General features: G+C 63.7%; 27 protein-coding genes and 1 pseudogene. 11 read left to right on the plus strand and 17 right to left on the minus strand.

The window, feature by feature from the left end; translation table 11 throughout:
• Nucleotides 1-388: 388 nt before the first annotated feature.
• Together ACN0S5_RS01940 and ACN0S5_RS01945 are read left to right on the plus strand one after the other, a co-directional pair.
• Nucleotides 389-541: a hypothetical protein gene (locus ACN0S5_RS01940; RefSeq protein ID WP_417205432.1), complete on the plus strand. Its 153-nt coding sequence runs from the start codon at nt 389-391 to the stop codon at nt 539-541.
• Between the two features lie 95 nt (nt 542-636).
• The gene (locus ACN0S5_RS01945; RefSeq protein ID WP_417205434.1) at nt 637-846 is read left to right on the plus strand and encodes a hypothetical protein; all 210 of its coding nucleotides are present in this window, start codon (nt 637-639) and stop codon (nt 844-846) included.
• A 32-nt stretch (nt 847-878) separates the two neighbouring features.
• On the opposite strand, the gene ACN0S5_RS01950 is transcribed toward ACN0S5_RS01945, so the two are convergent.
• The 3 genes from ACN0S5_RS01950 to ACN0S5_RS01960 are packed head-to-tail and all read right to left on the minus strand — an operon-like array spanning nt 879 to nt 3,190.
• Complete coding sequence (locus tag ACN0S5_RS01950) at nt 879-1,523, minus strand: response regulator transcription factor (RefSeq protein WP_417205436.1); 645 nt, start codon at nt 1,521-1,523, stop codon at nt 879-881.
• Entirely contained in the window at nt 1,520-2,938 is a 1,419-nt protein-coding gene (locus tag ACN0S5_RS01955) for a cache domain-containing protein (RefSeq protein WP_417205438.1), read from the minus strand. The genes ACN0S5_RS01950 and ACN0S5_RS01955 overlap by 4 nt, the downstream gene beginning before the upstream one ends.
• Before the next feature lie 39 nt (nt 2,939-2,977).
• The gene (locus ACN0S5_RS01960; protein ID WP_417205440.1) at nt 2,978-3,190 is read right to left on the minus strand and encodes a DUF6552 family protein; all 213 of its coding nucleotides are present in this window, start codon (nt 3,188-3,190) and stop codon (nt 2,978-2,980) included.
• Between the two features lie 181 nt (nt 3,191-3,371).
• Between ACN0S5_RS01960 and ACN0S5_RS01965 the strand changes: the two genes are divergently transcribed.
• The 4 genes from ACN0S5_RS01965 to ACN0S5_RS01980 all read left to right on the plus strand — a co-directional run bounded on the left by ACN0S5_RS01965 (nt 3,372) and on the right by ACN0S5_RS01980 (nt 8,971).
• Nucleotides 3,372-4,247 (plus strand): LysR substrate-binding domain-containing protein, encoded by an 876-nt coding sequence (locus ACN0S5_RS01965; RefSeq protein ID WP_417205441.1) that lies wholly within the window; start codon nt 3,372-3,374, stop codon nt 4,245-4,247.
• Nucleotides 4,248-4,432: 185 nt separating this feature from the next.
• Nucleotides 4,433-5,521, plus strand: a complete 1,089-nt coding sequence (locus tag ACN0S5_RS01970; protein ID WP_417205443.1) for a TRAP transporter substrate-binding protein — start codon at nt 4,433-4,435, stop codon at nt 5,519-5,521.
• Between the two features lie 114 nt (nt 5,522-5,635).
• The gene (locus tag ACN0S5_RS01975; RefSeq protein WP_417205445.1) at nt 5,636-6,595 is read left to right on the plus strand and encodes a TRAP transporter small permease subunit; all 960 of its coding nucleotides are present in this window, start codon (nt 5,636-5,638) and stop codon (nt 6,593-6,595) included.
• Nucleotides 6,596-6,610: 15 nt separating this feature from the next.
• Nucleotides 6,611-8,971, plus strand: coding sequence for a TRAP transporter large permease (locus ACN0S5_RS01980; RefSeq protein ID WP_417205447.1), 2,361 nt, complete (start codon nt 6,611-6,613; stop codon nt 8,969-8,971).
• 77 nt (nt 8,972-9,048) lie between these two features.
• On the opposite strand, the gene ACN0S5_RS01985 is transcribed toward ACN0S5_RS01980, so the two are convergent.
• The 5 genes from ACN0S5_RS01985 to ACN0S5_RS02005 form a co-directional block, all read right to left on the minus strand.
• On the minus strand, nt 9,049-9,285 hold the full coding sequence (locus tag ACN0S5_RS01985) for a hypothetical protein (protein WP_417205449.1): 237 nt from the start codon (nt 9,283-9,285) through the stop codon (nt 9,049-9,051).
• A 167-nt stretch (nt 9,286-9,452) separates the two neighbouring features.
• Nucleotides 9,453-10,265, minus strand: a complete 813-nt coding sequence (locus ACN0S5_RS01990; protein ID WP_417205451.1) for an arginyltransferase — start codon at nt 10,263-10,265, stop codon at nt 9,453-9,455.
• Nucleotides 10,266-10,427: 162 nt separating this feature from the next.
• Nucleotides 10,428-10,871 (minus strand): RDD family protein, encoded by a 444-nt coding sequence (locus ACN0S5_RS01995; protein ID WP_417205453.1) that lies wholly within the window; start codon nt 10,869-10,871, stop codon nt 10,428-10,430.
• 57 nt (nt 10,872-10,928) lie between these two features.
• Entirely contained in the window at nt 10,929-11,372 is a 444-nt protein-coding gene (locus ACN0S5_RS02000; protein WP_417205455.1) for a DUF2852 domain-containing protein, read from the minus strand.
• Nucleotides 11,373-11,587: 215 nt separating this feature from the next.
• Nucleotides 11,588-12,055, minus strand: coding sequence for a YbaK/EbsC family protein (locus tag ACN0S5_RS02005; protein ID WP_417205457.1), 468 nt, complete (start codon nt 12,053-12,055; stop codon nt 11,588-11,590).
• A 98-nt stretch (nt 12,056-12,153) separates the two neighbouring features.
• Between ACN0S5_RS02005 and ACN0S5_RS02010 the strand changes: the two genes are divergently transcribed.
• Entirely contained in the window at nt 12,154-14,931 is a 2,778-nt protein-coding gene (locus tag ACN0S5_RS02010) for a glutamine-synthetase adenylyltransferase (RefSeq protein ID WP_417205459.1), read from the plus strand.
• The gene (locus ACN0S5_RS02015; RefSeq protein ID WP_417205461.1) at nt 14,928-15,212 is read left to right on the plus strand and encodes a hypothetical protein; all 285 of its coding nucleotides are present in this window, start codon (nt 14,928-14,930) and stop codon (nt 15,210-15,212) included. Before ACN0S5_RS02010 ends, ACN0S5_RS02015 begins: the two co-directional genes overlap by 4 nt.
• Before the next feature lie 3 nt (nt 15,213-15,215).
• Here ACN0S5_RS02015 and eda read toward each other — a convergent pair whose 3' ends face one another.
• Together eda and edd are read right to left on the minus strand one after the other, a co-directional pair.
• Entirely contained in the window at nt 15,216-15,860 is a 645-nt protein-coding gene (eda, locus tag ACN0S5_RS02020) for a bifunctional 4-hydroxy-2-oxoglutarate aldolase/2-dehydro-3-deoxy-phosphogluconate aldolase (protein WP_417205463.1), read from the minus strand.
• A 60-nt stretch (nt 15,861-15,920) separates the two neighbouring features.
• Nucleotides 15,921-17,726 (minus strand): phosphogluconate dehydratase, encoded by a 1,806-nt coding sequence (gene edd, locus ACN0S5_RS02025; protein WP_417205465.1) that lies wholly within the window; start codon nt 17,724-17,726, stop codon nt 15,921-15,923.
• Between the two features lie 167 nt (nt 17,727-17,893).
• On the opposite strand from edd, the gene ACN0S5_RS02030 reads away from it, so the two are divergent.
• Genes ACN0S5_RS02030 through ACN0S5_RS02040 form a run of 3 tightly spaced genes read left to right on the plus strand, consistent with a single transcriptional unit; the run spans nt 17,894 to nt 20,794 of the window.
• On the plus strand, nt 17,894-19,102 hold the full coding sequence (locus ACN0S5_RS02030; protein ID WP_417205466.1) for an RSP_2647 family RNA methyltransferase: 1,209 nt from the start codon (nt 17,894-17,896) through the stop codon (nt 19,100-19,102).
• Entirely contained in the window at nt 19,099-19,641 is a 543-nt protein-coding gene (locus ACN0S5_RS02035; RefSeq protein ID WP_417205468.1) for an RSP_2648 family PIN domain-containing protein, read from the plus strand. The genes ACN0S5_RS02030 and ACN0S5_RS02035 overlap by 4 nt, the downstream gene beginning before the upstream one ends.
• A gap of 43 nt (nt 19,642-19,684) precedes the next feature.
• Nucleotides 19,685-20,794 carry an ABC transporter ATP-binding protein gene (locus ACN0S5_RS02040; protein WP_417205470.1) on the plus strand — a complete coding sequence of 370 codons (1,110 nt, stop codon included), beginning with the start codon at nt 19,685-19,687 and terminating at the stop codon, nt 20,792-20,794.
• A gap of 30 nt (nt 20,795-20,824) precedes the next feature.
• Here the strand turns inward: ACN0S5_RS02040 and ACN0S5_RS02045 are convergent, their stop codons facing one another.
• The 7 genes and pseudogenes from ACN0S5_RS02045 to chrA all read right to left on the minus strand — a co-directional run bounded on the left by ACN0S5_RS02045 (nt 20,825) and on the right by chrA (nt 26,465).
• The gene (locus tag ACN0S5_RS02045) at nt 20,825-21,052 is read right to left on the minus strand and encodes a ribbon-helix-helix domain-containing protein (RefSeq protein WP_417205471.1); all 228 of its coding nucleotides are present in this window, start codon (nt 21,050-21,052) and stop codon (nt 20,825-20,827) included.
• A complete protein-coding gene (locus ACN0S5_RS02050) occupies nt 21,049-21,222 on the minus strand; it encodes a DUF4169 family protein (protein ID WP_417205472.1) in 174 nt (57 codons plus the stop codon). Before ACN0S5_RS02050 ends, ACN0S5_RS02045 begins: the two co-directional genes overlap by 4 nt.
• Nucleotides 21,223-21,520: 298 nt before the next feature.
• Nucleotides 21,521-21,922 (minus strand): annotated as a pseudogene (locus ACN0S5_RS02055) (ferric reductase-like transmembrane domain-containing protein); the annotation flags it as partial.
• Between the two features lie 159 nt (nt 21,923-22,081).
• Nucleotides 22,082-23,476 carry a class II fumarate hydratase gene (gene fumC, locus ACN0S5_RS02060; protein ID WP_417205474.1) on the minus strand — a complete coding sequence of 465 codons (1,395 nt, stop codon included), beginning with the start codon at nt 23,474-23,476 and terminating at the stop codon, nt 22,082-22,084.
• 74 nt (nt 23,477-23,550) lie between these two features.
• Nucleotides 23,551-24,606: an ATP-binding protein gene (locus ACN0S5_RS02065; RefSeq protein ID WP_417205476.1), complete on the minus strand. Its 1,056-nt coding sequence runs from the start codon at nt 24,604-24,606 to the stop codon at nt 23,551-23,553.
• A gap of 64 nt (nt 24,607-24,670) precedes the next feature.
• On the minus strand, nt 24,671-25,147 hold the full coding sequence (locus ACN0S5_RS02070; protein WP_417205478.1) for an SspB family protein: 477 nt from the start codon (nt 25,145-25,147) through the stop codon (nt 24,671-24,673).
• A gap of 73 nt (nt 25,148-25,220) precedes the next feature.
• Nucleotides 25,221-26,465, minus strand: coding sequence for a chromate efflux transporter (chrA, locus tag ACN0S5_RS02075; RefSeq protein ID WP_417205480.1), 1,245 nt, complete (start codon nt 26,463-26,465; stop codon nt 25,221-25,223).
• Nucleotides 26,466-26,541 lie beyond the last annotated feature (76 nt).

Here is a 26,541-nt window from a genome sequence, read left to right on the forward strand (position 1 = left end):
TGTTCTCCGTTCACGACACTGAAATTCTGCGCACAAAAAAGCCCCCGAGGTTCATTCCGGGGGCGCATGGGGTCCTAGTAGGGATTCCGTTACCGGCCCATGCGCCTTACTCCTACAATTACCACTAGCGTGGTCATGCCCGAGGCTCCCTTGCATTGCGCGGGGACATTATGGCGCGAGGAACTAGGCGTCAACCTGTGAAGTGGGAGAAAGCAAATTTCGTTTGCATGCGGGCGGGCTTTATTAATGTTGCCGGGCTGGGTGATTTTCGCTCAGGGGGGTGGGTCATGCATATTTGATGTGCATTCATGCGCATATTGTCGATTGCCGCAGGGTGTGCCGGTCTGGCATGAGTGAACCCAACAGTTCATTCTCTGGGAGACCGCCCATGCTCCGGTCCGGGACGATCCGAAATTTCTCTTTGTTCAAGGCCGCTTCGCTGGCCGTGCTCATCTTTGCGGCGGGCATCCTTCAGGGCTGCGGGTCTGTCGCCACGGGGGGTGTCGATGTCACGCGGGCCCCGGTTGACTGGGTTCCCTAGGGGTTTTGCAACAATCGCGCGCGGCATCGTGAGTTGTTCGGAGACGGAACTTCCGCGATGCTGTGCATGAGTTCACAGGAGACGAGGAGATCGTCATGCCGAAAAATGTATTTTACCGCGATTTCACCATCTGCAAGGCCGTGGCACTTGTGGCGTTGATGGGCCTCGCCGTCGCTCTGGGTGGGGTGCCCAAGTCGTCGACAGCCTATGCCGGGGCAGAGTTGCCGGCGGCAGAGGTCATTCCCGCCATGGTTTACAAGGCGTGGGAAGATTGTGTTCCGGTGGGGCCGATCGTCGACCTGTGACAGACCTGTGACCCGGCGACGCGCCTCTCATTTCAGAAGTTCGCGCCGGTTCCCTGCAAGACACCGTGTTCCAGCGCATAGCGCATCAGTTCGGCGGTGCTGCTGACGCCCAGTTTGCGGCGGATGTTCTTGCGGTGGGTTTCCACCGTACGGACCGAGATATCCAGCGCCTCGGCCACCTGCTTGTTCGATTTGCCCTGCGCCAGTTGCAGCAACACCATCTGTTCGCGGTTGGTCAGTTGCTCGCGTTCCTGCCCGGACGGGGTCAATGCGCCCTCCGCGCCGGGACACAGATAGCGGTCGCCCGCCATCACCGTGTCGATGGCGCGCTTGATCTCATCGGTCGGCACATCCTTGAGCACATAGCCCCGCGCGCCGTGGCTGAGCGCGGTGGTGATATATTCGCGTGAGTCGTGCATCGACAGCACCAGAATGCGCGTCTCGGGCCGCAGTTCCAGGATCATTTCCGTCGCGGACAGCCCGCCCAGCCCCGGCATGTTCAGGTCCATCAGGATGACATCGGGCGACAGTTCGACCAGCCGGTCAATCATGGTCTGCCCATCCGACAGAGTGGCAAGCACGGTGACGTCCTCATAGCTTTCGAGGATGGCCTCGATGCCTTCGGCGACCATCGGGTGATCATCGACAACGACGACGCGGGTGGGACGAGGGTTCATGCGCGGACCTTGGGTTGGGTGACGGTGCCATCTTCGGGGGGCAACAGGTGGCTGAGCGGCACCTGTGCCTCGATAATGGTCCCGTCGCGAGAGGACAAGATACGCAGCGTGCCGCCAAGCTGGTCCATCCGTTCCTGCATGTTGCGCAATCCGATGCCGGGAGAGGGCGTGCGCAGGCCGCGCAGCCCGATGCCATCATCGGCCACCTTCAGCGTGGCACCGGCGCGATGGCCGCGCAGGTCAATGCTGACACGGGTGGCGCTGGCATGCCGTTCGACATTGGTCAGCGCCTCTTGCGCGATGCGGTAGAGGGCGATCTTGGCGTCCTGATCCAGACGGTTGCGAAAGACGACGGTCGAAAATTCGGTTTCGATCCCGGTGCGGGTGCTGAAATCCTCGGCCAGTGTCTTGATCGCGGGGCCAAGGCCCAGATCGTCCAGCACGCCGGGGCGCAGATCGCGGCTGATGCGACGCACCTCTTGAATCGCCAGCCCGAGGTTCTCGGTGCCTTTGGCCAGCGTGTCCACGGCCCGAGGATCGCCCGAGGCGACGCGGCGGCGGGCGACATCCAGCGCGTAGCGCACGCCGACAAGGATCTGGCTGATGCCGTCGTGCAACTCGCGCGCGACGCGGCCGCGCTCTTCTTCCTGGGTGTCCAGCACCCGCTGGGTCAGTTCCCGCAGCTTGGCATCGGCCAGCCGCCGTTCCCGGATGTTCAGCACAAGGCCGGAGGCAAAGACCACCAGAAGCGCCGCAAAGGTGATTGCGCCGATATACAGAAAAGTGCGCCGCACCTTGGCCTCAACCTCGGCGCGGGCCGCCGCGACGCTGGCCAGCACATCGTCGATAAAGACGCCTGTGCCCACCGTCCAGCGCCAGCTTGGAAAGGAGGTGACATAGGTGATCATGCGGGCCTCTTCGCCGGTCGAGGGCTTGGGCCAGAGGTGTTCGACATATCCCGCGCCCTGACGGGCGGTCTCGATGAAGTCGCGCACCACGTAGGTGCCTTCGCTGTCGGTCAGATCCCAGTGATTGCCGTTGATCAATTCGGTCTGGCGCGGTGACACAAGGTTCTGGCCCTCGTAGTCGTAGACAAAGAAAAACCCCTCTTCGCCATAGATCATTGCGGCGAGGATCTGCATGACCTGTTGCTTGGCCGCCTCGTCGTCGGGGGCGGCGGAGCCGTAGATGAAATAGAACCCGTTGCGCGCCTGCGTGACATAATTGTGCAGTTCGCGTTTCTTGGTTTCCAGCATCTGCGATTCCAGCTGGCGGATTTCCTGCTCGGCCATCTCGCGCGATTGTTCGGCCACCAATAGCGCGATGGCCGAAACGGCGATGACCAAGGGGGCCGCCGCCAAAAGAAACAGCTTTTGGCGGTAGGACGGTCGAAAACGCTGGAGGATGGTGCGCATGACCGCAGAAAAGCAGAGTGCCAGGGCGAAGAAAAGGCCTCAGCCGCGTGTGGCCAGCCCCGTCAACATCGCGGCCATCGCGACAATGTGGATCAGCACGATGGCCCGGTCGCGCCACGCCATGCCAACCGCGAGCCAGCCAAGCAGGCCAACCGCGAAAAAGGGCAGGGCCCATGTGGTGAAGCCAAAGCCGGTGGCGGTGTATCCGCCGATCTGGGCGATGGACGCGCCCCATTTGATGGTGTCGATCATCGCTCCGGCCTGACGGGGCGCGGATGGCGCCAGCGTCCGTGTTGTATCGCCTGCACAGGCAGTTGCCATTTCCGCTACAGTCATTTCAAAACCCCGGTTTTGCGTGTTTCCCGCATGAATTATGCGGCATACAGGGGGTCGAACAGGCCAGAACGACTGCTATGACTCGATAGGAAAACTATTGGCTGAACGATTGCCTCCGCTGAATGCCCTGCGCGCCTTCGAGGCGGCGGGGCGGCATCTGAGCTTTGCCTCGGCGGCGCAGGAGTTGCGTGTCACGCAGGGGGCCGTGGCGCAGCATGTGCGCGGGATGGAGGCGCGGCTGGGCCTGCGGCTGTTTGAACGGCACGCGCGTGGGTTGCGCCTGACCGAGGACGGGCGGCGCTACCACGACCAGATCGCACGGGCCTTTCGCCTGATGGAAAGCGCCACGCGCGACCTGCGCCCAAGCGCCCGCAGCGTGACCATATCGGTGACACCGTCGTTTGCGTCGAAATGGCTGATCCCGAACATGCCGGATTTTACCGCCCATCACCCGGACATCGATCTGCGTGTCCTTGCGACAGAGGCGCTGTCACAGTTTCATGCGGATGGGGTGGATATTGCCGTGCGCTACGGGGTGCCAAGGTCAGCGGCGGGGCTGGAGATGCGCAGGCTGTTTGCCGGTGAGGCAATCGCCGTCTGCGCCCCCGACCTGCCCGGTGAGGGGATCTCCGGGCGGGTCCTGCTGCACCATGCGCTGGACATCTGGCCCGAGTTTCTGGACGCGGTCATGGGGCAGGCCAGACCCGATCACCTGCCGGGGCCGCGCTTTAGCCAGATCACGCTGGCCATAGAGGCCGCCCTTGCGGGACAGGGCGTGGCGCTGGCCAGCCGGTTCCTCGTGGCGCGTGACATGCGGCTGGGGCGGTTGGTGCAAGCGGTGCCGGGGAGTCTGACCTCTGCCCAATGCTACGTCGCGCTTTGCCCGCGCGAGGATCTGGCCGACCCGGCACGGCGCACGGTCTTTGACTGGCTCTGCGCGGCGGCGGAAAACGAATCGTGCGCCCAGCAGTGACGCGGGCGCGGACCCGAGCAGGCGGCCCGGATCGGAATTTGCGGCCCGGTTGGTCAAATTTTCTCTCCACCTCCGTAGCACTGGGTATTTCTTTGCGCGAAAGGCCGCCCTAGGGTGCATCCACTAAAAATCGATCCGCGCGGGGTGGGGAGCCTTGCGCAGAACAAAAAACTGGGAGGTTTTCTATGGATCGCCGTTCTTTCCTTCGTAACTCGACTCTGGGTGCCGGTGCCGCCGCCGCAGCATCGACTCTGGCCGCGCCGGCCTATGCTCAGGGCAAGCGGACCCTGACCATGGTCACCTCGTGGCCGCGCGGCTTTGCCGTTCTGGACGACGCCGCCAGCTATCTGGAGCAGATGGTCGGTGAAATGTCCGACGGCATGCTGACCATCGACAAGAAAGCGCCGGGTGAGCTGGTGGGTGCGCTGGAAGTGTTCGACGCCGTGTCGTCGGGACAGGCGGACATGTACCACTCCGCCGACTACTACTTTATCAACAACCACCCCGGTTATGCCTATTTCACCGCTGTTCCCTTTGGCGGCACCGCGCAGGAAGTCACCAACTGGTACTACCATGGCGGCGGCGAAGAACTGCATGACGAACTGGGCCTGATCTTCAACATGAAGGGTCTGCTGGCGGGCAACTCCGGGTCGCAGTCCGGTGGCTGGTTCCGCAACGAGATCACCTCGGCGGACGATTTCAACGGTCTCAAGTTCCGGATGCCCGGTCTGGGCGGCAAGGTGCTGGGCGAACTGGGCGCATCGGTGCAGAACATTCCCGGCGGCGAATTGTATCAGGCGCTGTCGTCTGGTGCTCTGGACGGTCTGGAGTGGGTTGGCCCGATGGCGGATGAGCGCGCCGGCTTCCAGGAAGTGGCCAAGATCTACTACACCGCCGGTTTCCATGAGCCGGGCTCGGCGCTGGCCGCCAACGTCAACCTTGACGTGTGGAACGACCTGACCGCGCAGCAGCAGCACATCCTGCGCTATGCCTCGATGGCGACCACGCATTATCAGCTGGCCGAAACCCTTGCGAACAACGGAGCCGCGCTGGCGCGTCTGCAATCGCAGGGCGTCAAGACGCTTCAGTTCCCGAACGACGTCTGGGATGCCTTCGGCGCCGCGTCCAAGAAGGTCATGGACGAGAACATGGGCGACGAACTGTTCGCCAAGATCCGCAATTCGTTCGAGACCAGCATGGCCAACTCGGCAAGCTGGATCGGCAAGTCGGATGCGTTCTACGTCGAACAGCGCGTGCGCGTTCTGGGCGGCTGATCGGTCAGCTTTGAAAGCCGAAGCCCTCGCGCGTGACGCGGGGGCTTCTTTTCGTGCTACGTTTGGTGCCGATCAATCTGGGCCGGACGAATCCTGCGGGGTGTGGGGGGACAAATGGAAGAGACAGGGCCTGTCGGTTTCGGGCAATTCATGGGTGCGTTGGGGGATGGGATCGTCTGGATCCTGCAAAACCTCGCCATGGCGTTTTACAATCTGGGATATGCGGTGACGCATTCCGCCGACTGGCTGGGCTGGCTGAGCGGCATGGAAACGCTGGAAGCCAAGCAATCGATGATGCGCCTTGTCTACTACGGCGCATCGGTCGAGTTCTTCTTTGTGGCTTTCGTCTTTTTCCTGATGATCTTTGTGTTCGGGGTCTGGAAGAACAGCTTTCTCTGGGGGGTCGTCCGGGTGTTGGAAGGCTTTGCCAACACCATTGGCCGCTTTGCCGCCTGGGCCGGTTTGCTGATGGTGCTGCAACAGGTGGTCATCGTCTTTCTGCAACGGATCTTCACCCGGCCCGACATCGTCTTCGGCTTTGGCATCCCGCTGCAATTCGACATCTCCTGGTATGCCGAAGAACTCAAGCTTTACAATGCGATGGTGGTTGCACTGTGCCTGACCTACACCTTTGTTCAGGGCGGCCACGTGCGGGTTGACCTTGTCTATGCGGCGGTGTCGCACCGCGCCAAGCGGGTGATCGACATGTTCGGCTCGCTCTTCTTCATGCTGCCGATGGCGGTGCTGATCTGGATGTTCACATGGACCTTCATGTGGCGGTCGCTGATTGTGCCGCCGGTGAACGCCACCGATCAACTGGACCGGCTGGTGCTCAAGGCCCGCGCGCTGCGCTGGAACGTCGAGACCATCGGCTTTTCGCCCAACGGGTTCAACGGCTACTTTCTGTTCAAGATCCTGATGCTGGTCATGATCGGCATGATCTTTGTCCACGCATGGGCCTTTTTCTACCGCTCGTACCTTGAGTGGATCGAAGGACCCGAAAGCGACGGCAAATATCTGGACAAAGACGTGATCGAACAGGGCGAAGAGCCCTACGATCACGCAGAATTCTAAAGGGGCAGTGGGATAATGCTATTCGGACTGGACGGCGTCGAGATCGGCCTGATCATCGTCTTTCTCGCGCTCTTTTCGGCGATCCTTTCGGGGTTCCCGGTGGCCTTTGCCATCGGTGGCGCAGGGGTCATCTCTTTCGGTATCATCGCCGCGCTGGACAGCGCAGGCATTCTCATTCACCAGGCCATCGACAGTTCGTCAGAACCTTATGCGGCTCTGATTGCCTCTGGCGTGCCGGAAAAGGCGATCTCGATCTTCCGGTATCCTGACCTGCCACGCGTGGCGGCGGATTCGATCTTTCCCGCCGGGGATTACGAAGGCGCGATGAAACGCGTCATCGCGGGGATCACCAACCGGATCAACGAACGCGTGATCGCGGGGCAGTCCATCGAGACGCTGCTGGCGGTGCTGATGTTTGTCCTGATGGGCATCGTGCTGGAACGCTCGAAGATCGCCAACGATCTTTTGACCACCATGGCGCGGGTCTTTGGCCCGCTGCCCGGCGGTCTGGCCGTGTCGATTGTGGTTGTGGGGGCCTTTCTGGCCGCCTCGACCGGGATCGTCGGCGCGACTGTGGTGACGATGGGCCTGCTCGCGCTGCCGACGATGCTGCGTAACAACTACGCGCCGGAACTGGCGACGGGTGTGATCGCGGCCTCTGGGACGCTGGGGCAGATCATCCCGCCGTCGATTGTCATCGTCCTTCTGGGAACGCTGGCTGGGGATCTCTACTCGGCGGCACAGGAATCGCGGGCCCAGCTTGCGGGGTGTTCCGACGCGCTGACCTATCTGGGCAGTCCGGCGGTCGTCTCTGTCGGCACGTTGTTTCAGGCGGCCTTGTTGCCGGGTATCCTGCTGGCGGTGCTCTACGCGCTTTATGCCTTCGGCTATGCCATGCTGAACCCGTCCAAGGCACCTGCCGTGGCCATGGCAGAGGCACACGGTGAGCCGGTCACACGCGGTGAGGCCTTTACATGGTACGTGGGGGTGCCGGTGGCGCTGATCGCGGGTGTCATGCTGCTGGCGCAGGTCGGTCTGGTCGGGACGCAGTCGACGCAGGTCAACAGTTTTACCGATACCGGCGACTCCGCATCCTTGCGCACCAATGTGTCGGACCAGTGCAAGGCGTCGATGATCGACCTGCATGGCCAAAAGGCATGGGACAGGGCGGTGGCCGAACAGGCGGAAATCGACGCCGGGGGTGGGGCGCAGACAAGCACCCGCCTCAGCGCCGAAGAGATCACCACGCTGCGGGCGGACACCATTGCCAATGCGGCACCTGTGGGCACCGGCATCGCCATCCTCGCCATCGTCTTTGGCCTGATCCTGTCGGTGGCGCGCGGTGTGTCGCCCTCGGCCAATCCGCTGCCGTTGCAGATCGGCGCGGCTGGGATCGTGCTGGGGCTGCTGGTCGATGTCTTCCTGCTGTCTCCGACCACCTCGTCGCTGACGACGGTGATCCTCATGGCGCTGCCTTGGGCGATCACCATCTACGGGTGCTTCTACGCCATGGGCCGCTTGTCCAAGAACGAGCTTTTGCGCGTGGTCTTTCCGCCGCTGGTTCTGATCGTGGCGGTGCTGGGGTCGATCCTTGGCGGCATCACCAACCCGACGCCCGCCGCGGCGCTGGGGGCGGCGGGGGCCATCATGCTGGCCGCCTACCGCAAGCTGTCAGAAGAAGACCGGAGCCCCAAGATTGTCATCTGGTCGACGCTGGCCGTTGTCCTGATGATCCTGACGGGCATCAACTTTGACCTGCGCATCAACACCGAAAATGTCTCATTCGAGACATGGGTGGCGTTCTTCTTCGCCTATGTCTGCTGGTTGTATGCGCTCTTTGGTCTGCTGTTCAGCTGCTGGGTCCTGTTCCGGTCCGGGGTGTTGACGCCAGCGGTGCGGGAGACGGCCAAGGTGACCTCGATGGTGTTCACCATCTTGATCGCCTCGCAACTGCTGAACCTTGTGGTGATTTCATTCGGGGGTGAGGAATACATCCAGCAGTTCCTGCGCAGCTTCGACGATCCGCGCACGGCCTTTATCATCGTGATGATCATCCTGTTTATCCTCGGCTTTGTTCTGGATTTCCTTGAGATCATCTACATCGTGGTGCCGATCGTGGGGCCGGTGATCTACGGCGCGCATTTCGACCCGAAATGGGTGACGATCATGATCGCGGTCAACCTGCAAACCTCGTTCCTGACGCCGCCCTTCGGCTTTGCGCTGTTCTACCTGCGCGGCGTTGCGCCCAAGGAAGTCACCACCGGCCATATCTACCGTGGCGTGATTCCCTTTGTCCTGATTCAGGTTCTGGGTCTGGCGATCCTTGCGCTGTTTCCGGGGATCGTGACGATTGTGCCAGCGCTTCTGGGCCGCTGATCCGGGGCATTTTCCAGAGAAAACCGAAATGGGCAGGCGTCACAGCCTGCCCTTTTTCTTTCGGGGGAATGGAAACCTCAGGAGGTCCGGTCCGATTCGACCATCAGTTCCAGTGAGTTCAGACGTTTCTCCAACTCGGCCGCGAGGATAAAGGCCGAGGTCGCGGCGGTCGTGCCGGTGTCCCGCGCCAGAACATAGCCGAGATGCTCGACCACGGCGACGACAAAGCCCCGCGCTTGTCCGACCTGACGGTCCGGTTCAAGCGACTCGATGCTGGCAAGAAAGGCCGGCAAGTATTCTTCTGGTTGCGTCATTTGCCCCGACTATCCAGTTGTCCATGGGATGTGGAGGGCAAATTTGACCTTCCGGTCAACTTTTTTGCGATCAGGTCGTTGAGGACACAAGTATTCCGCTAGGGGAGCGCGCCGACGTGCCCGGAACGACAAGGGCCAGCAGACCCGCCGAACCGGCAAGTGTCGCTTCAGCCGCGCGTATCAGGAAAGGAGATGTTTGCAACCTGTTCGGCGATTGGATCGGTCGAGAGCGGATGCATTTCGGCATTGAAATCGCTGGCATTCTCAAGCCGTTCCCAACCGTCGCGGCGGTAGATCTCCAGCGCGTTGAATTCAGCCTTGTAGCCCATCTTGTCGCTGCCCGGCACCCAATAGCCAAGATAGACATAGGGCAGACCGGCCTCACGCGCGATTTCGATATGGTCGAGAATCATCCACTTTCCCAATGAGTTGCGGGCAAGGTCCGGCTCATAGAAGGAATAGACCATCGACAATCCGTCATCCAGCATGTCGGTCAGGCAGGTGGCGATCAGCGCACCGCTGTCGCGATCAAGGTATTCGATCACGCGACTGCGGATCGGGGTCTCTTCGACCATGGCGGCAAATTCGAACACGTCCATATCCGCCATGCCGCCATCCGCGTGGCGAGTGTCGAGATAGCGGCGGAACAGGTCGTATTGTTCCTCTGTCGCCCAGGGACTGGTGGCGCGCCGTTCCAGATGGGCGTTGCGCCGCATCACTCGGCGCTGGTTGCGCGAGGGTTGAAACCGGGTCACGTCGATCCGGGCCGACAGACAGGCGGCACAATCCGCGCAGGACGGCCGGTACAGCACGTTTTGCGAGCGGCGAAAGCCCTGTTTCGACAGGGAGTCGTTCAACTTTTGCGACGTGTCGCCTTGCAAGGCCGTGAACAGTTTCCTCTCCATCCGGCCTTCCAGATAGGGGCAGGGCTGGGGCGCGGTGACGTAGAACTGTGGAGCTAGCGGCAGCGAGTGGCGCATCGGACCTAAATACCTCGGCAATTTAATGAAAAGGTAACAATGATCCCGGCCAGCGCCAAGTCCTACAACGCCAAAGACCCCGCACCGGCGGGGCCTTTCCTATTACGTGGTAAACGGTGTGATTATGCGGCAAAATACGTCGAATTCCAAAGGTCTGTTGCCTCAGACGCGACGATTGAGGGCGACAGTCCCCAGAACCATGTCGTGCAGGCCCTGACCGCGTTCGTTGACGAACATCAGCACGATGGAGGCAAGTTGCAGAATCACCGTTGTGGAAATCAGCGTATAGCCCAGCGTGTGCAGAAAGGCCTCACCGCCATCCAGCCGCACGCCAAAGGCGTTGCGGAATTCGATCGACATCAGCCGCATCCCCGGTGTCGAAGACCCGCCCGCGATGAACATCCAGCGATAGAGAAAGCCGATGACAAGGAACATCAGCGGCAGGATGAACAGTCCGACGATGGAAAACACCGAGATCGGCAGGGTGATCAGTGCGATGAGCACGGTGTCGACCACCCAGGCCAGACCGCGCTTGACGGTCACGCCATCGTAAAAGGCGGCCTGACGTTCGGGATCGGGCAGGTGGGACATAGGCTCGGAATACATTGATGGCTCCTGGCAGAAAAGAGGATGGCGCCCCCGGATCGGGGGGCGCCGGCACGGTCAGGCGTCTTCGGCGGCCTCGGCATCGGCTGCGGTCCGGGCGCGGCGGGCGCGGTCGTCCATGAACTGGTCGAACTCGGTCTTGTCCTTGGCTTCGCGCAGACGCTCAAGAAATTCCTGAAAGGCTTCTTGCTCGGATTCGAGGCGGCGCAGCGTTTCGGTCTTGTAGGCGTCGAAGGCGCTGTTGCCCGAGGGTTTCATCGCCGCCCAAGCCGCCTTGCGGCCTTCGTGGTGACGTCCGTGGGTGCGGCAGGATTTCGAAAACATGCGTTTGCTCCAGATCATATAGGCAAGAAGGGCAAGGCCAACAGGCCAGAAGAAGACGAACCCGAGAACCATGGCCGCGATCCAGGCACCTTTGCCCTTGTGATCCAGCCATGCCTCGGCCCGTGTAAGCCAGCCGGCGTTGGCAGGCAGGTGGGTCGTATATGCGGCGGTGGTCATGTCTCTCTCCGTTCGGTATGTGATGTGAATGCCTTTCACATTGAAACAGATCGGGATTGGCTGCGCGGCTTTCAAGGGCGGATGTGAAGGTATTTTACATTTTTCGTGATCGTGCTTTGTTTTCAATCTGTTGCGCAGGTGGGGGCGCTGCCCCCGTCGCCCTGCGGGCGACTCCCCCGGGTGTATTTTCACAGAGAAGAAGCCGCGGATCGGGGTCAGAGCGTGAAATCGGCCTCTGTGGCTCCGGTCAGGCGGGGCAGATCCCTTGGATCCAGCGCCACCACATGCCGGGGTGTTCCGGCGGCGGCCCAAACCTTGTCAAAACCCATCAGGCGCGGGTCCAGCCAGGCCCGGATCGGGGTCAGATGGCCAACCGGAGAGACCCCGCCAATGGCGAACCCGGTCTGTGCGCGGATCAGCCCGGCGTCCGCCTTGCCAAGGGGTTCCCCGGCGAGCGCGGTGGCCTTGTCGGCGCAGACCCTGTTGCCCCCGGCGGTCAGGAACAGCACCGCCGCGTTGCTGGTCTCGGCGCGAAAGATGATCGACTTGACGATCTGGTCGAGCGTACAGCCGACGCTGTCGGCGGCCTCTTGCGCGGTGCGGGCCTGACCCACCTCGCGGAGGTCCGGGACCAGTCCGGCGGCGTCAAGGGCGGCGCGGACGCGTTTCAGGCTCTTGCTCATCGGGGTCTCCGGTCGGGCGGTTTGGGCGCAGAGTGCGACAGCGGCGCTGGCTCCGCAAGGCAGTTGCACTTGGGCGCGAATGGTGGCCATCTGCGGGCATGACGCTGGAAAACCGTATGACCCGTAGCCCGCGCGCCTTTGATCCCGATCACGGGCGTGAGGCGCTGGAAGCCTGTCCCTGGGCCTCTGGACGTCTGGCCGATCTGATCGTGGGCACCGGCGGATCGAGCCCCTATCTGCGCGGGCTGATCCTGAGGGAAACAGAATGGCTTGAAGCGGCGGTCGCCGATCCGGAGGCGGCGGTGGCCGCGCTGTGCGCCGATCTGGAAACGGTCGCGCCGGGTGGGATTGGCGATGCCCTGCGTCAGGCGAAGCGGCGTGTCGCGTTATTGATCGCGCTGTGCGACCTGTCTGGGGCCTGGGAGCTGGAACAGGTGACCGGCACGCTGACGGAGTTTGCCGATCTGGCCGTCTCTTTGGCGCTGCGCGCGGCCATTGCCCCGCTGATCACCCGCGGCAAACTGCCGGGCATGGGCGAGGATGACATTGCCAGTGCGGGCGGCATGGTGGCGCTGGCAATGGGCAAGATGGGGGCCGGAGAGCTGAACTATTCGTCGGACATCGACCTGATCTGTCTGTTTGACGAGACCCGTTATGACCCGGACGACTACCACGAGGCGCGGTCCACGCTTGTGCGGGCCACGCGCAAGATGGCCGCGACCCTGAACGATCTGACGGGGGAGGGCTATGTCTTTCGCACCGATCTGCGGCTGCGGCCCGATCCGTCGGTGACCCCTGTCTGCATGGCGATGGAAGCGGCGGAGCGCTATTACGAAAGCGTCGGGCGCACGTGGGAGCGGGCCGCCTATATCAAGGCGCGGCCCTCGGCGGGGGATCTGGCGGCGGGGGCGCGGTTCCTGACGTCATTGACGCCGTTTGTCTGGCGCAAGCATCTGGATTTTGCCGCCATTCAGGACGCCCATGACATGCGGCTGCGGATCCGCGAGCACAAAGGCTTTCACGGGGCGATCACCTTGTCCGGCCACAACATGAAGTTGGGCCGGGGCGGTATTCGCGAGATCGAATTCTTCACGCAGACGCGGCAGTTGATCGCTGGCGGGCGCGATCCGGAGCTGCGGGTGCGCGGCACCGTCGAGGGGCTGACGTGTCTGGCGGCAAAGGGCTGGATTCCGCAGGATGTGGCCGGAAAGCTGGCCGAACATTATCGCGCCCATCGGGAGGTCGAACACCGGATTCAGATGGTCGGCGACGCGCAAACCCACGATTTGCCCAAGTCCCCGGAGGGCATGCAGCGGCTGGCCTGCCTGATGGGCCGGGATCTGCACGAGGTCGAGCGCGATCTTCGCGCGCGGCTGACCGAGGTGCACGACCTGACCGAAGGGTTCTTTGCCCCTGACACGCGCGGGTCAAAAGCCACGCCCGAAGCCTTTGCCGACAGTCCTTTGCCGTCGCGCTGGCACAGTTATCCCTGCCTGCGGTCGCAGCGCGCCGTGCAGATATTCAAGCGTCTGCGCCCGGAGATCCTGCGCCGCCTGTCCGAGGCCGCGCGTCCGGATGAGGCGCTGGCCGCCTTTGACAGCTTTCTGCGCGGGTTGCCTGCGGGGGTACAACTTTTCTCGCTGTTCGACGCCAATCCGCAACTGATCGATCTGCTGGTCGACATTGTCGGCACTTCGCCCGATCTGGCCCGTTACCTGTCCCGAAACGCCAGCGTTTTCGACGCGGTGATCGCGGGGGATTTCTTTAGCCCCTGGCCGGGGGGGGACGCGTTGCGGGTGGCGCTGCTGGAGCATCTGGACCAGGCCGGGGACTATGAACTGAAGCTGGACGCCGCGCGGCGGTGGGCCAAGGACTGGCATTTCCGGATCGGGGTGCATCTGTTGCGGGGACTGATAGGTCCAGAGGAGGCGGGCAAGGCCTATGCCGATCTGGCCGGGGCGGTTCTGGCCGGAATCTGGCCGCAGGTGCAGACGATGTTCGCCGTCAAACACGGCCCCCCGCCGGGGCGCGGCGCGGTGGTTCTGGGGATGGGATCGCTGGGGGCGCGGCGGCAGCATGCGCGCTCTGATCTGGATGTGATCGTGATTTACGACGCGGAAGGGGTGGACGCCTCGGAGGGGCGCAAACCTCTGGCAAGCCGCACCTATTACGCGCGCCTGACGCAGGCGCTGATCACCGCGATGACCGCGCCCATGGCCGAGGGCAAACTGTACGAGATCGACATGCGGCTGCGTCCTTCGGGCAATCAGGGGCCGGTGGCGACCTCATGGGCCTCATACCAGAGCTATCAGCGTGAAGAGGCCTGGGCCTGGGAGCACCTCGCGCTGACCCGCGCGCGGGTGGTCGCGGGGCCTGCGGAACTGGCCGAAGACGTCGAGGCGCTGCGCCGCGAAGTGATTGCAAGGCCCCGTGACGCCGGTGCGTTGCGCACCTCGGTGGCCGAGATGCGCGCCCGTATCGCCGCCGCCAAGGCGACGGGCGGGCCGCTGGACGCCAAGATCGGTGCCGGGCGGTTGCAGGATATCGAGCTTTACGCGCAAACCTGCGCCTTGATCGCGGGACGCCCCTTGCGCGAGGCCCCGCGTGCGTTGCGGCTGGCCGACTGGTTGCCGGAACCGGACCGCAAGGTGCTGGTCGACGCCTATGAGCTGTTCTGGACGTTGCAGATCGGCGCGCGGCTGGTCAGCGACGAGGCGCTTGACCCCGACAGGCTTGGCACCGGCGGATGCGCCTTTTTGCTGCGGGTGGCGGGCGCGTCGGATATGGTTGCGCTGCGGTCGGATCTGGAGGCGAAAGCCGCCCGCGCCGCAGAGATCATCGACGGCGATCTGCCACAAACGGAGGGTGAGAGATGACAAAAGGCGACACGATCGACGCCAAGGGCCTGATGGCCGATGCCTATGCCATCGAGGGGATCACCGCCGAAGAATGCCGGTCGATCTTTCTGGATTGGGCACTGTCGCTGCCGGACGGTGCGGACATGCAGGCGTTGATCGGCACGATGCTGGCCCGCCACGGCGCGGCGGCGGACCACCCGATGACGCAGGTTCTGCGCGAGGGGCTGGAAACGACGGGCAAGCCGCGCCGTCGGGGGGGCTGGAAATCGCGGCCCCGCCCGGACATGGGCGAAAGCTGAGCCTTAGCTGCGCGGCAGGGCCGCTGCGGTGCGGGCCAGTTCGGTGATCCCGGCCCAGTCGCCCGCAGCCACCAGATCCTTGGGCGCGACCCAGCTGCCGCCGACGCACAGCGTGTTCGACAGGGCAAGATAGGCAGGCGCGTTTGCCGGGCTGACGCCGCCGGTGGGGCAGAACCGCACCTGCGGGATCGGACCGCCGATGGATTTCAGCGCGGGCACGCCGCCATTGGCCTCGGCGGGAAAGAACTTTTGCACCGTATAGCCGCGCTCCAGCAGGCGCATCGCCTCTGTCGAGGTGGCAATGCCGGGCAGCAGCGGCAGATCTGCGGCCTCACAGGCGTCCAGCAGGATATCGGTCGCCCCCGGCGACACCCCGAATTTCGCGCCTGCGGCCTTGGCGGCGGCCACGTCCTCGGGGGTCAGCAAGGTGCCCGCGCCGACGATGCCGCCCTCGACCTGCGCCATTTCGCGGATCGCATCCAGTGCGGCAGGGGTGCGCAACGTCACTTCCAGCACCGGCAGGCCACCGGCGACCAGCGCCTCGGCCAAGGCGCGCGCCTTGGAGGCGTCGTCGATCACAAGAACCGGGATCACGGGGGCAAGGCGGCACAGCGCCTCGTTGCTTTGGCTGGCGTCCTGTGGGGTCATCAATGGGGTCTCACTCTGGCAGGGGGATTTTGGGTATTTGGGCAAAGAAGAAGCGGCAAGTCACACCACCACAGCAGCCCCGTTGGAGGCAAGGCCAACATTCGCGCGGAACGCCGCGAACAACTCGCGTCCGACGCCGTGACCGTTGTCTGTCAGGTCAGCCACAACCGGCTCACGGCTGTCGAAATCCGGGGCCAGCGTTTCCAGCGTGCCTTTCACGGCGTCGACGCGGATGATGTCCCCGTCACGCAGGCGCGCCAGCGGGCCGCCGTTGGCCGCCTCGGGCGAGATGTGGATCGCGGCGGGCACCTTGCCGGACGCACCGGACATGCGGCCATCGGTGACCAGCGCCACCTTCAGCCCGCGATCCTGCAAGACGGCAAGCGTGGGGACAAGGCCGTGCAGTTCCGGCATGCCGTTGGATTTTGGCCCTTGAAAGCGCACGACGACCACGGTGTCAGAGGTGAACTCACCCGCCTTGAACGCCGCCTTGACGCTGTCCTGATCCTGAAAGACGCGGGCCGGGGCCTCGATCACGTGGCGCTCGGGCGCGACGGCGGAGACCTTGATCATGCCGTGGCCAAGGTTGCCGTGCAGTTGCTTCAGACCGCCGGTGGACTGGAACGGGGCGCGCGCGGGGCGCAGGATCTTGTCGTTCTGGCTGTCGCGGGGGCCGTCGCGATAGGTGATCTCCCCCCCGGTCAGGACCGGTTCGCGGGTGTAGAGCGACAGGCCGTCCCCGGCGACGGTCTTGACATCGTCGTGCAGCAGGCCCGCGTCCAGCAGGCTGCCGATCATGTACTGCAAGCCGCCCGCCGCGTGGAAATGGTTCACGTCCGCCAGACCGTTGGGATAGACCTTGGCCATCAGCGGCGTGGCCGAACTGATCTCATCAAAATCCTCAAGCTCCAGCGCGACACCGGCGGCGCGCGCCATGGCGGGCAGGTGCAGCACAAGGTTGGTCGACCCGCCGGTGGCCATCAGCCCGACGATCCCGTTCACAAAGGCCTTGGCATCGAGGATGTCACAGACCGGGCGATAGGCATTGCCAAGCGCCGTGATCGACAGCGCGTGTTTCGCGGCCTCCACGGTCAGCGCCTCCCGCAGGGGGGTGCCGGGGTTGATGAACGAAGTGCCGGGCAGGTGCAGGCCCATGAACTCCATCAACATCTGGTTGGAATTGGCGGTGCCGTAAAAAGTGCAGGTGCCCGCGCCGTGGTATGAGGCCATCTCGGCCTCCATCAGCTTGTCCCGGCCCACTTCGCCGCTGGCAAACTGTTGGCGCACCTTGGCTTTCTGGTCGTTGGGCAGGCCCGAGGTCATCGGACCGGCGGGAATGAACAGGCCGGGGATATAGCCAAAGGTGGCGGCGGCGATCACCAGACCCGGCACGATCTTGTCGCAGACGCCCAGGTAGACGGCGGCGTCAAAGACGTTGTGGCTGAGCGCGACCCCGGCGGCCAGCGCGATCACGTCGCGCGAAAACAGCGACAGTTCCATGCCGACCTGGCCCTGGGTGACGCCGTCACACATGGCGGGCACGCCGCCCGCGACCTGCGCGGTGCCGCCCGCCGCGCGCGCCGCCTCGCGGATCACTTGCGGATAGGTCTCAAACGGCTGGTGCGCCGAGAGCATATCATTGTAGGCGGTCACGATCCCAAGGTTCGGGGCCCGACCACCGGCCAAGGCGCCCTTGTCGTCGCCCATGGCGGCATAGGCATGGGCCTGATTGCCGCAGGTCAGGTGCGCGCGGCGCGGGCCTTCGTCGGCGGCGCGGCGCATCCGGTCCAGATAAGTGGCGCGCATCTGCTCTGAGCGGGCTTCGATGCGGGCGGTGACACGGGCGATTGTGGCGTCAAGCGGCATTCGGGTCTCCCTTGGGGATCTGCGTGGGCTTGGAGGTGCCTTTCCCTTACGCCAGTTAGCGCTAACGGTAAAGGGCCAATGACCTCCTGCGCGGATTCTGCGCAGGGTGCACAGGAGGAAACGCACCAACGCTTTCCACGGTTCCCGAAGCAGGCTAATCGGAGGACATGACAGATATAGACACATCGCAAGGCCGCCCTGTGCTGCGCCTGAAACCCAAAGCCAATGCACGCGCGATCCGTCGCGGCGCGCCATGGGTCTTTGACAATGAACTCGTGATGGACCGGCGCAGCAAGGCGCTGACACCCGGCAGCATCGCCACGCTGGAGGACGCAGAGCGCACGCCGCTGGCGACGGTCGCGGTCAACCCCGCCTCGCGCATCGTCGGGCGGGTGCTGGACCGCGATCCGGCCGCAGAGATCGACGAGGCGTGGTTCACCACACGCCTGCAAAAGGCGCTGTCGCTGCGTGAAAGCATCTACGACGCGCCGTTCTACCGACTGGTCCACGCCGAGGGCGACGGGCTGCCGGGTGTGGTGATCGACCGTTTCGGCGATACCTGTGTGCTGCAACCCAATGCGGTTTGGGCGGAAACCCACCTTGAGTCGTTGACCAAGGCGCTGGTCGCCGTGACCGGCGTAAGCAACGTGCTCAAGAACGCCTCTGGCCGTGGCCGCACGCTGGAAGGGCTGGACGATGTGGACGCCGTGCTGCACGGCGCGGCCCCCGAAGGCCCGCTGCCGGTCCAGATGAACGGCGCCACCTACATGGCCGATCTCACCGGCGGTCAGAAGACCGGCCTGTTTTACGACCAGCGCGACAATCAGGGTTTTGTCGCCCGCCTTGCAGGCGGCAAGAGCGTGCTGGACGTATTCACCCATGTGGGCGGCTTTGGCCTTGCCGCGCTGGCCGGTGGGGCGACCGATGCGCTGGCGGTGGACGGCTCGGCCCCCGCGCTGGCGCTTGCCGTCGAGGGGGCGGCTGCCATGGGTGCGGCTGACCGGTTCGAGACCCGCCAGGGCGATGCCTTTGCCGTGATGGATGCGCTGGTGGCAGAGGACGCAAAGTTCGACGTGGTCATCTGCGACCCGCCCGCCTTTGCGCCGAACAAACCGGCGCTGGACAAGGGGTTGCGCGCGTATGAACGTGTGGCGCGGCTTGCCGCGACGCTGGTGGCGGAGGACGGCTATCTGGTGCTGTGCTCCTGTTCCCATGCCGCCGATCTGAACAGCTTTACCGGGGCCTGCCTGCGCGGCATCGGCCGGTCGGGCCGGTGGGCGCAACTGATCCACACGGGCGCTGCCGGTCCGGACCATCCGCTTTTGCCGCAACTGGCTGAATCGGGTTACCTCAAGGCGCTGGTTTTCCGCCTGTGAAGGTGCTGCTGGATACATGTGTGCTGTATCCGACGGTGATGCGTGAGGTCCTGTTGGGGGCTGCGGGGCAGGGGCTGTACACGCCGCTCTGGTCCGCGCGCATCCTTGAGGAATGGGCGCGGGCGGCCCGCAAGCTGGGACCGCAGGGTGAGGCGCAGGCGCGCGGAGAGGTCGCCCTGACCCGCGCCGCTTGGCCCAAGGCCGAGGTCACGTGGAAGCCCTCACTGGAGGGGCGTTTGTGGCTGCCGGACGACAATGACGTGCATGTTCTGGCCGCCGCGGTGTCCGGCAACGCAGATGTGATCATAACCGTCAACGCCAAGGATTTTCCAAGGAATGTCCTTGCCGAAGAAGGCCTTAGCCGCGCCGATCCCGATGCTTTCCTGCTGGGTCTCTGGCAGGCGCAGCCCGACAGGATGGCGCAGGTCGGAGAGGCCGTGCGCGTGCAGGCCGAGGCGCTGTCCGGGCAACTCTGGACGGTGCGCGACCTGATGAAAAAGGCGCGTCTGCCGCGACTGGGCAAGGCGCTGGCGGGCTAGGGTTGCAGGGGCAGGCCGGGCGCTTTATCTCTCGCCAAATCCGATGAAATCCGTCGGAGACCGGAAAGGACCGCCCGTGCAGCCGCCCCGCCTTGAGATCCGCAATATCATCCGCCGCTATGACGGCAAACCGGTGGTCGACAATGTGTCGCTGGCGATCCAGCCGGGCAATGTGACCTGCCTTCTGGGGCCGTCGGGCTGCGGCAAATCCACCACGTTGCGGATCATCGCAGGCGTCGAGATGCAGGATGCGGGCAGCATCTTTGTCGACGGAAACCTGATCTGCGACACCGTGTTCCGGGTGCCGCCCGAACGGCGGTCAGTCGGGTTGATGTTTCAGGATTTCGCGCTTTTTCCGCACCTTAGCGTCGGAGAGAACGTCGCCTTTGGGCTCAAGGGACCGGGGCCGGAGAAGAAAGCCCGCGCCCGAGAGTTTCTGGACCGGGTCGGGCTGGAACATTTCATCGACGGCTTTCCGCACGAACTGTCGGGCGGTGAGCAGCAGCGCGTGGCGCTGGCCCGCGCGCTGGCCCCGAAACCGCGTGTCATGCTGATGGATGAGCCGTTTTCCGGCCTCGACAACCGGCTGCGTGACGGCATCCGGGATGAGACGCTGGAACTGCTCAAGGAAGAGGGCACCTCTGTCCTGCTGGTCACGCATGAACCCGAAGAGGCCATGCGGATGGCCGATGAAATTGCCCTGATGCGCAAGGGGCATATCGTCCAGATGGGCGCGCCGTACAATATCTACAACTCTCCGGCGGACCGTGAGGCGGTGGCCTTTTTCAGCGATATCAATACGATACGCGGCAAGGTTCAAGGGGCGTTGGTGGCAACCCCCTTTGGTCAGTTCTTTGCGCCGGGCTTTGCCGATGGCACCGCGGTCGAGATCGTCTTTCGTCCGCAACATGTCAGCATTGACTTTGACCGCGCCGGCAAGGGGCCCAGCCCCTCGGCGCGGACGGGGGCGCCGGCGCGCGGTGTGGTGGAGCGGGCGCGCTTTATGGGATCGGAAAGCCTTGTGGAGTTCCGCATGGATCACGATCGGCAAAAGCTGCGCGCGACGGTGCCGAATGTCTTTCTGCCCAAACCCGGCACGCCGATGTGGCTGAGCATCCGGCGTGACCGCTGTTTTGTTTTCCCGGCACATTAGGTTTATCCACAGCGACTTGTGGATAACACCTCACCCGGCGCGCGAAGACAGGCAATGGGTCAGGACAAACACCCGGATCGACGAGGCCAGACCGACCTCGGGATCGCGGCTTACATCAATTTCCGACGCCAAAGCATTGATTGTCTTGTTTTTCTCGCGGGCGATGCGCCGGAATTCCTGCCAGAACAGATCCTCCAGCGAGACCGAGGTGCGGTGCCCCTTGAGGGTCAGGGAATGTTTGACCGGACGCCCGTTCATTCGGTTTCATGCCCGTCCAGATCGCGGTTCGCCTTATCGGCGCGGGCCTTGGCAAGGTCCTTTTGCGCCTTGCTCAGACCATGTTGCGCGGCCTTGGCATCGCCGTCGCGACGTTTGTCGTCGCGGGCCTGCTGTTTGCGGAAACGGTTGAGATTCACGACCTTCGACATGGCCAAATTCTAGCGCAAATCGACAGGCACAATCCATGCACAAATGATGCACACCCCATGCGCATGATATGCGCGCCCCGGAGCGGTGGCCCCGGAGCGACCGGTCAGGCAACAGAGGGCTGGCGGGGGCGCAGATACCAGTACCAGAGGCGGTAGGCCTCAAGCGCCGCAAGCGGTGCAAAGTGAACCAGCGCCGCTGCCGGATGGCCCCAGCATGCAGCGCGGCCCAGTGCACCAATGTCAGCACCGCCGCCGCGTAGGTCCAGCGCTGAAGCTGTTTCCAGCCCTTGCCCATGGTGCGGACAAAAAAATCCATCGAGGTGACAGCCAGCGGAATGAAGATCGCAAAGGCCAGCCAGCCGGTCCAGATGTACAGCCGTGGCAGCTCATCTACGATCCGTTCGAAGCTGGCTTTGTCGATGACGTAAAACAGGGTGTGCGCGGCGGCGTAGGCAAAGGCCGCCACGCCAAAATAACGCCGGTTCCTTTTCAGCCAGCGCGGCCCGCGCCAGCCTTTGAACAGCAGGGTCAGCGGTGCGGCCAACATGGCGACGATCATGAACCGCGCGGCAAATTCGCCGGTCGGATGGACAAGGATGTGATAAATGCGGGGATTGGTGGTGCTGGCAAGGTCATAGGTCATGCCAAAGGCGGGCAGGGCGAGGACCAGCCAAAGCCAGTAGGGGGACAATCGGGGCATTGGAACGCTCTTTTGTTTGTGTCGCCGGGGTGACACGGCGGGCAGAGCGGGTTCCGTCGCAAATTTCCGTTCAGGATAAAGAAAAGGCGCCGGATCGAAAACCGGCGCCCTGACTGTGTGTGTCTTGAAATGCCGCCCTGACGGCGTTGACGCCAGTGATCAGTCCTTGGGGCCGATCATCTGTTCCGGGCGCACAACAGCATCAAAGGTGGCCTCATCGACAAAGCCCAACGCAATCGCCTCTTGCTTCAGGGTGGTGCCGTTCTTATGCGCGGTCTTGGCGACCTTGGTGGCGTTGTCATAACCGATGGTGGGCGCCAGCGCCGTCACCAGCATCAACGATTCTTTCATCAGCTTGTCGATGCGCGGCTCATTCGCCTTGATCCCGTTCAGCATCCGCAGCGTAAAGCTGTCGGCGGCATCCCCCAGAAGCTGGATGGATTGCAACAGGTTATAGCTCATCATCGGGTTGTAGACATTGAGTTCAAAGTGCCCCTGAGAGCCTGCAAACTTGATCGCCGCGTCATTGCCCATGACATGCGCCGCCACCTGTGTCAGCGCCTCTGCCTGTGTCGGGTTGACCTTGCCCGGCATGATCGACGAGCCCGGTTCGTTTTCCGGCAGGATCAATTCGCCCAGCCCAGAGCGCGGGCCGGAGCCAAGGAACCGGATGTCGCTGGCGATCTTGTAGCAGGAACCGGCGATCGTCGCCAAAGCGCCCGAGAGGAAGACCATGGCGTCATGGGCGGCCAGCGCCTCGAATTTATTGGGGGCGGTGACAAAGGGCAGGCCGGTGATATCGGCCATGTGGGCGGCCACGGCCTCGGACCAGCCGGGGGCGGTGTTCAGCCCGGTGCCGACGGCGGTGCCGCCCTGCGCCAATTCGTAAATACCGGGCATCGCCGCCTCAACCCGTTTCAGCCCCTGACGGATCTGGTGGGCGTAGCCGGAAAACTCCTGACCCAAAGTCAGCGGGGTTGCATCCTGGGTATGGGTGCGACCGATCTTGATGATGTCCTTGAACTCGGCCGATTTTGCCTCCAGCCCCTCGGCCAGTTTGGTCAGGCCGGGCACCAGCACGTCGCGCACCATCATGGCGGTGGCGATGTGCATCGCGGTGGGGAAGGTGTCGTTGGAGGACTGGCCCATGTTGCAATGGTCGTTCGGGTGCACCGGGTTTTTCGATCCGATCACTCCACCCAGCAGTTCAATGGCGCGGTTGGCGATGACCTCGTTCGAGTTCATGTTGGACTGGGTGCCGGACCCGGTCTGCCAGACCACCAGCGGAAAGTTGTCGTCGAACTTGCCCGCGATGACCTCACCGGCGGCCTGGATCACCGCGTCGGCGATCTTGGCATCCATCTTGCCGGTGGCCTTGTTCTGCATGGCGCAGGCCTGCTTGATCACCCCCAGCGCGCGCACGATGGCGACGGGCTGTTTTTCCCAGCCGATGGGAAAGTTCATGATCGACCGCTGGGTCTGCGCGCCCCAGTACTTGTCTGCGGGGACTTCGAGCGGGCCAAAGCTGTCGGATTCGGTGCGGGTCGCGGTCATGGAAGGTGGCTCCTGAACTATGTTGCGCCACGGCCTAGCCGATGCCCCGGCAAAGGGCAATTCTGGTGGCGCAATCAGCCCGAAATGCGTGTCAGCGAGGGCAGTTTGATCCGGAAACAGGTGCCGCCCTCCGGCCGCAGGCTGGCCGAAAGACATCCACCGCGGGTGGTGATCAGACGCCGGATGCCCAGCAGGCCAAAACCGGTGCCGTATTCGAATCCCTTGCCGTCGAGAAATTGCAGGTCCGTGGCGGGCAGACCGGGGCCATTGTCGGTCACGCGGATGGCCAGCCCCTCTGCCGTGTCTTCCAGCGCGATCTTGAGCCTGATCCTGCCCTTGTCGCGATGCTTTATCGCGTTGTCCACAAGGTTGCGCAGGATGATCTGAAGGGCCACGCGATCGGTCGAAATCCGTGCCCGTTCCGCGGAGAGGTCGTGTTTGTGCAAAGGGTCGAGCACGGTAAAGATGTCGCGGGCCATGGCCCGCAGGTCGAAGGTCTCGACACAGCTGACGGCGTTGTTGGCCTCGGAGAAATTCAGCACCTCCGAGATCAAAGCCTGCGCCTTGAGGCTGACATCCTCCATCATCGCGGCGATTTTGCGGGCCTCGACGGCGCTGTCGGGCAATTCCTCCTGAATGAGGCCGGTGAGGCCGGACATGCGGCGCATGGGCGCGCGCAGATCGTGCGCGGCGAAGGCAAGGTATTGTTCCATCTCGACGCGGGCGCGTTCGATCAGGGCCATCGCCTCCAGCCGGTTTTGTTCGGCGGCGCGCTGGTCGGACAGGATCACCGAAGACCCCACGATCGCCTCCACCTCGCCCCGCGCATTCCGGACCGGGGCCAGGGTTGTGCGGACCTCACACAGCTTGTCGTCGAGATCCAGCACCAGATCGTATTCCATCTGGCTGTCGGACCGCATCACCTCACAGTGACGCTGATAGGCCTCTTCCCCCAGTTCGGATTGAAAGATGTCGCGGGCGGTCTTGCCGATCACCTGATCGCGACTGCGACCGCCGAGTTTTTCGGCTGTGCGGTTCCAGAAGACATAAATCGGCTCTCCGTCGATCGGGCGCAGAGCAAATACGGCCTGAGGCACGTAATCCAGAATGTCGAAGCTTAATGGCTCCATCGTGCGCCTCAATACCGACCAAGGGAATTCGGCAAAGGCTACGGCGTTAAAGTTGACGAAAGGTTCACTTGCGGAAACGGTCGAGGCTGACAACCTCGGCGTCGTGGTGTTCCGCGTGGTCGGCGCGGTCGGTATCGCGGCCCGGACCGTCCGGTGGCGTGGGATCGTCGCCGTCGTCGTCATCCTCGTCCTGACTCTCGAAGCGCAGTCCGAATTCCACCGACGGATCGACAAATGTCTTGATCGCGTCATAGGGGATATACAGCCGCTCGGGCGCGTCGCCGAAGTTCAGCGTGACGGAAAACCCGTCGTCGGTCACGTCAAGATTGTCGTACCAGTGCTGCATCACCACCGTCATTTCATCGGGGTAGCGGTCCGACAGCCAGTCGGCCAGTTCGGCGTCCGGATGCCCGGTGTCGAAGGTGATGAAGAAATGATGGTCGCCCGGCAGCCCGTCGCGCTGCACGTCCTCGAGAACCTGCTGGATCAGGCCACGCATAGCGCGGTGCATGAGCTTGCCGTAATCGATGCCTTCGGACATATGGGGATCCTTCTGAGCGTCCCCCCACCATATTGCTTTTGGCAGAGAGTAAAAGGGGCGAAAGGGGTGAAAATCATGGCAGCGACAAAGCCCAGCCCGACGCGGCGCAGGTCAAAAGAGTGAGCGGAACGCCGCGTTTGGCCCCCAAGAGCAGCAGCGCGGCAAGCGCGATCAGCGGCAACACGTCCCGGCGCAGCGTGGCCGGTTCCGGCACGGCAAAACCGATGGGGCCCAGCGCGATCGGGGTCAGCGCGGCAAACAGCACATGCAGCGCAAACCACAGCGACAGGTTGAGGATCACGCCGACCACGGCGGCGGTGATTGCGGCCAGCGCCGATTGCAGGCGCGGCCGGGCCAGCAGGTTGTCGACATAGGGCGCGCCCGCGAAAATCCACAGGAAACAGGGCACAAAGGTCATCCAGAGCGTCAGCACCCCCGCCGCCAGCGCCAGCCATGGCCCGCCTTGCGCGTGGCCCGCCAGTTGCCCGACAAACTGCGTCACAAGGATCAGCGGACCGGGGGTGGTTTCGGCCAGTCCCAGCGCGTCGACCATTTGTGTGGCGTCCAGCCAGCCGCGCGTCTCGACCACCTCCTGCGCCATGTAGGCCAGCACCGCATAGGCACCGCCAAAGGTGACAACCGCCAGCTTGGCGAAAAAGGCGGCGAGGTCGAACAGCAGTTGCTGCCCGGTAATCCAGAGGACCGGCAGCGGCGCCAGCCAGAGCGCGGCCCAGAGGCCAAGAGTGGCGGGACGGGTCTTGCGCCCCGTTGGCTCTGGCGGGGTGTCATGCGCGGGCGTGCCCCGCGTCGCGCCCCAAAGCGCGGCCAGCCCGATGATCAGCGGAAACGGCAGGCCAAGCGCGAAGATGCCGAGAAAGGACAGGCTCGCCACGATGTAGTCCGGCGCGCCTTTCAACGCTTTGGCCGAAAGCCGGACAAGCGCCTGCGCGACAATGACCACCACGCAGGCCTTGACCCCCAGCAACAGCGCCTCTGTCTCTGGCCGGGCGCCGAACTCTGCGTACAGCAGGGCCAGCAAGGCGATCACCACGGCCCCCGGCAGCACAAACAGCCCGCCCGCGATCAGCCCGCCCGCAACCCCGCGCAGCCGCCACCCGGCATAGGTGGCCAGTTGCATCGCCTCCGGTCCAGGCAGCAACATGCAAAAGCTGAGCGCGCGCAGGAATTGCTGGTCCGACAGCCAAGGGCGGTCCTCGACCAGTTCGCGGTGCATCAGCGCGATCTGCGCGGCGGGCCCCCCGAAGGACAACACCCCGATGCGGCCAAAGACATGGGCAAGCGTGGAAAGCGGTGTCATCGGGCCTACGCTTTGCTGAGAAGGGCACCGCCCCTGTGTGGCAGGCAAGGCCGCCGGGTCAAGCCCGCCTGCGGGA

The organism is Antarctobacter sp. (assembly GCF_048262615.1).
Lineage (GTDB): Bacteria > Pseudomonadota > Alphaproteobacteria > Rhodobacterales > Rhodobacteraceae > Antarctobacter.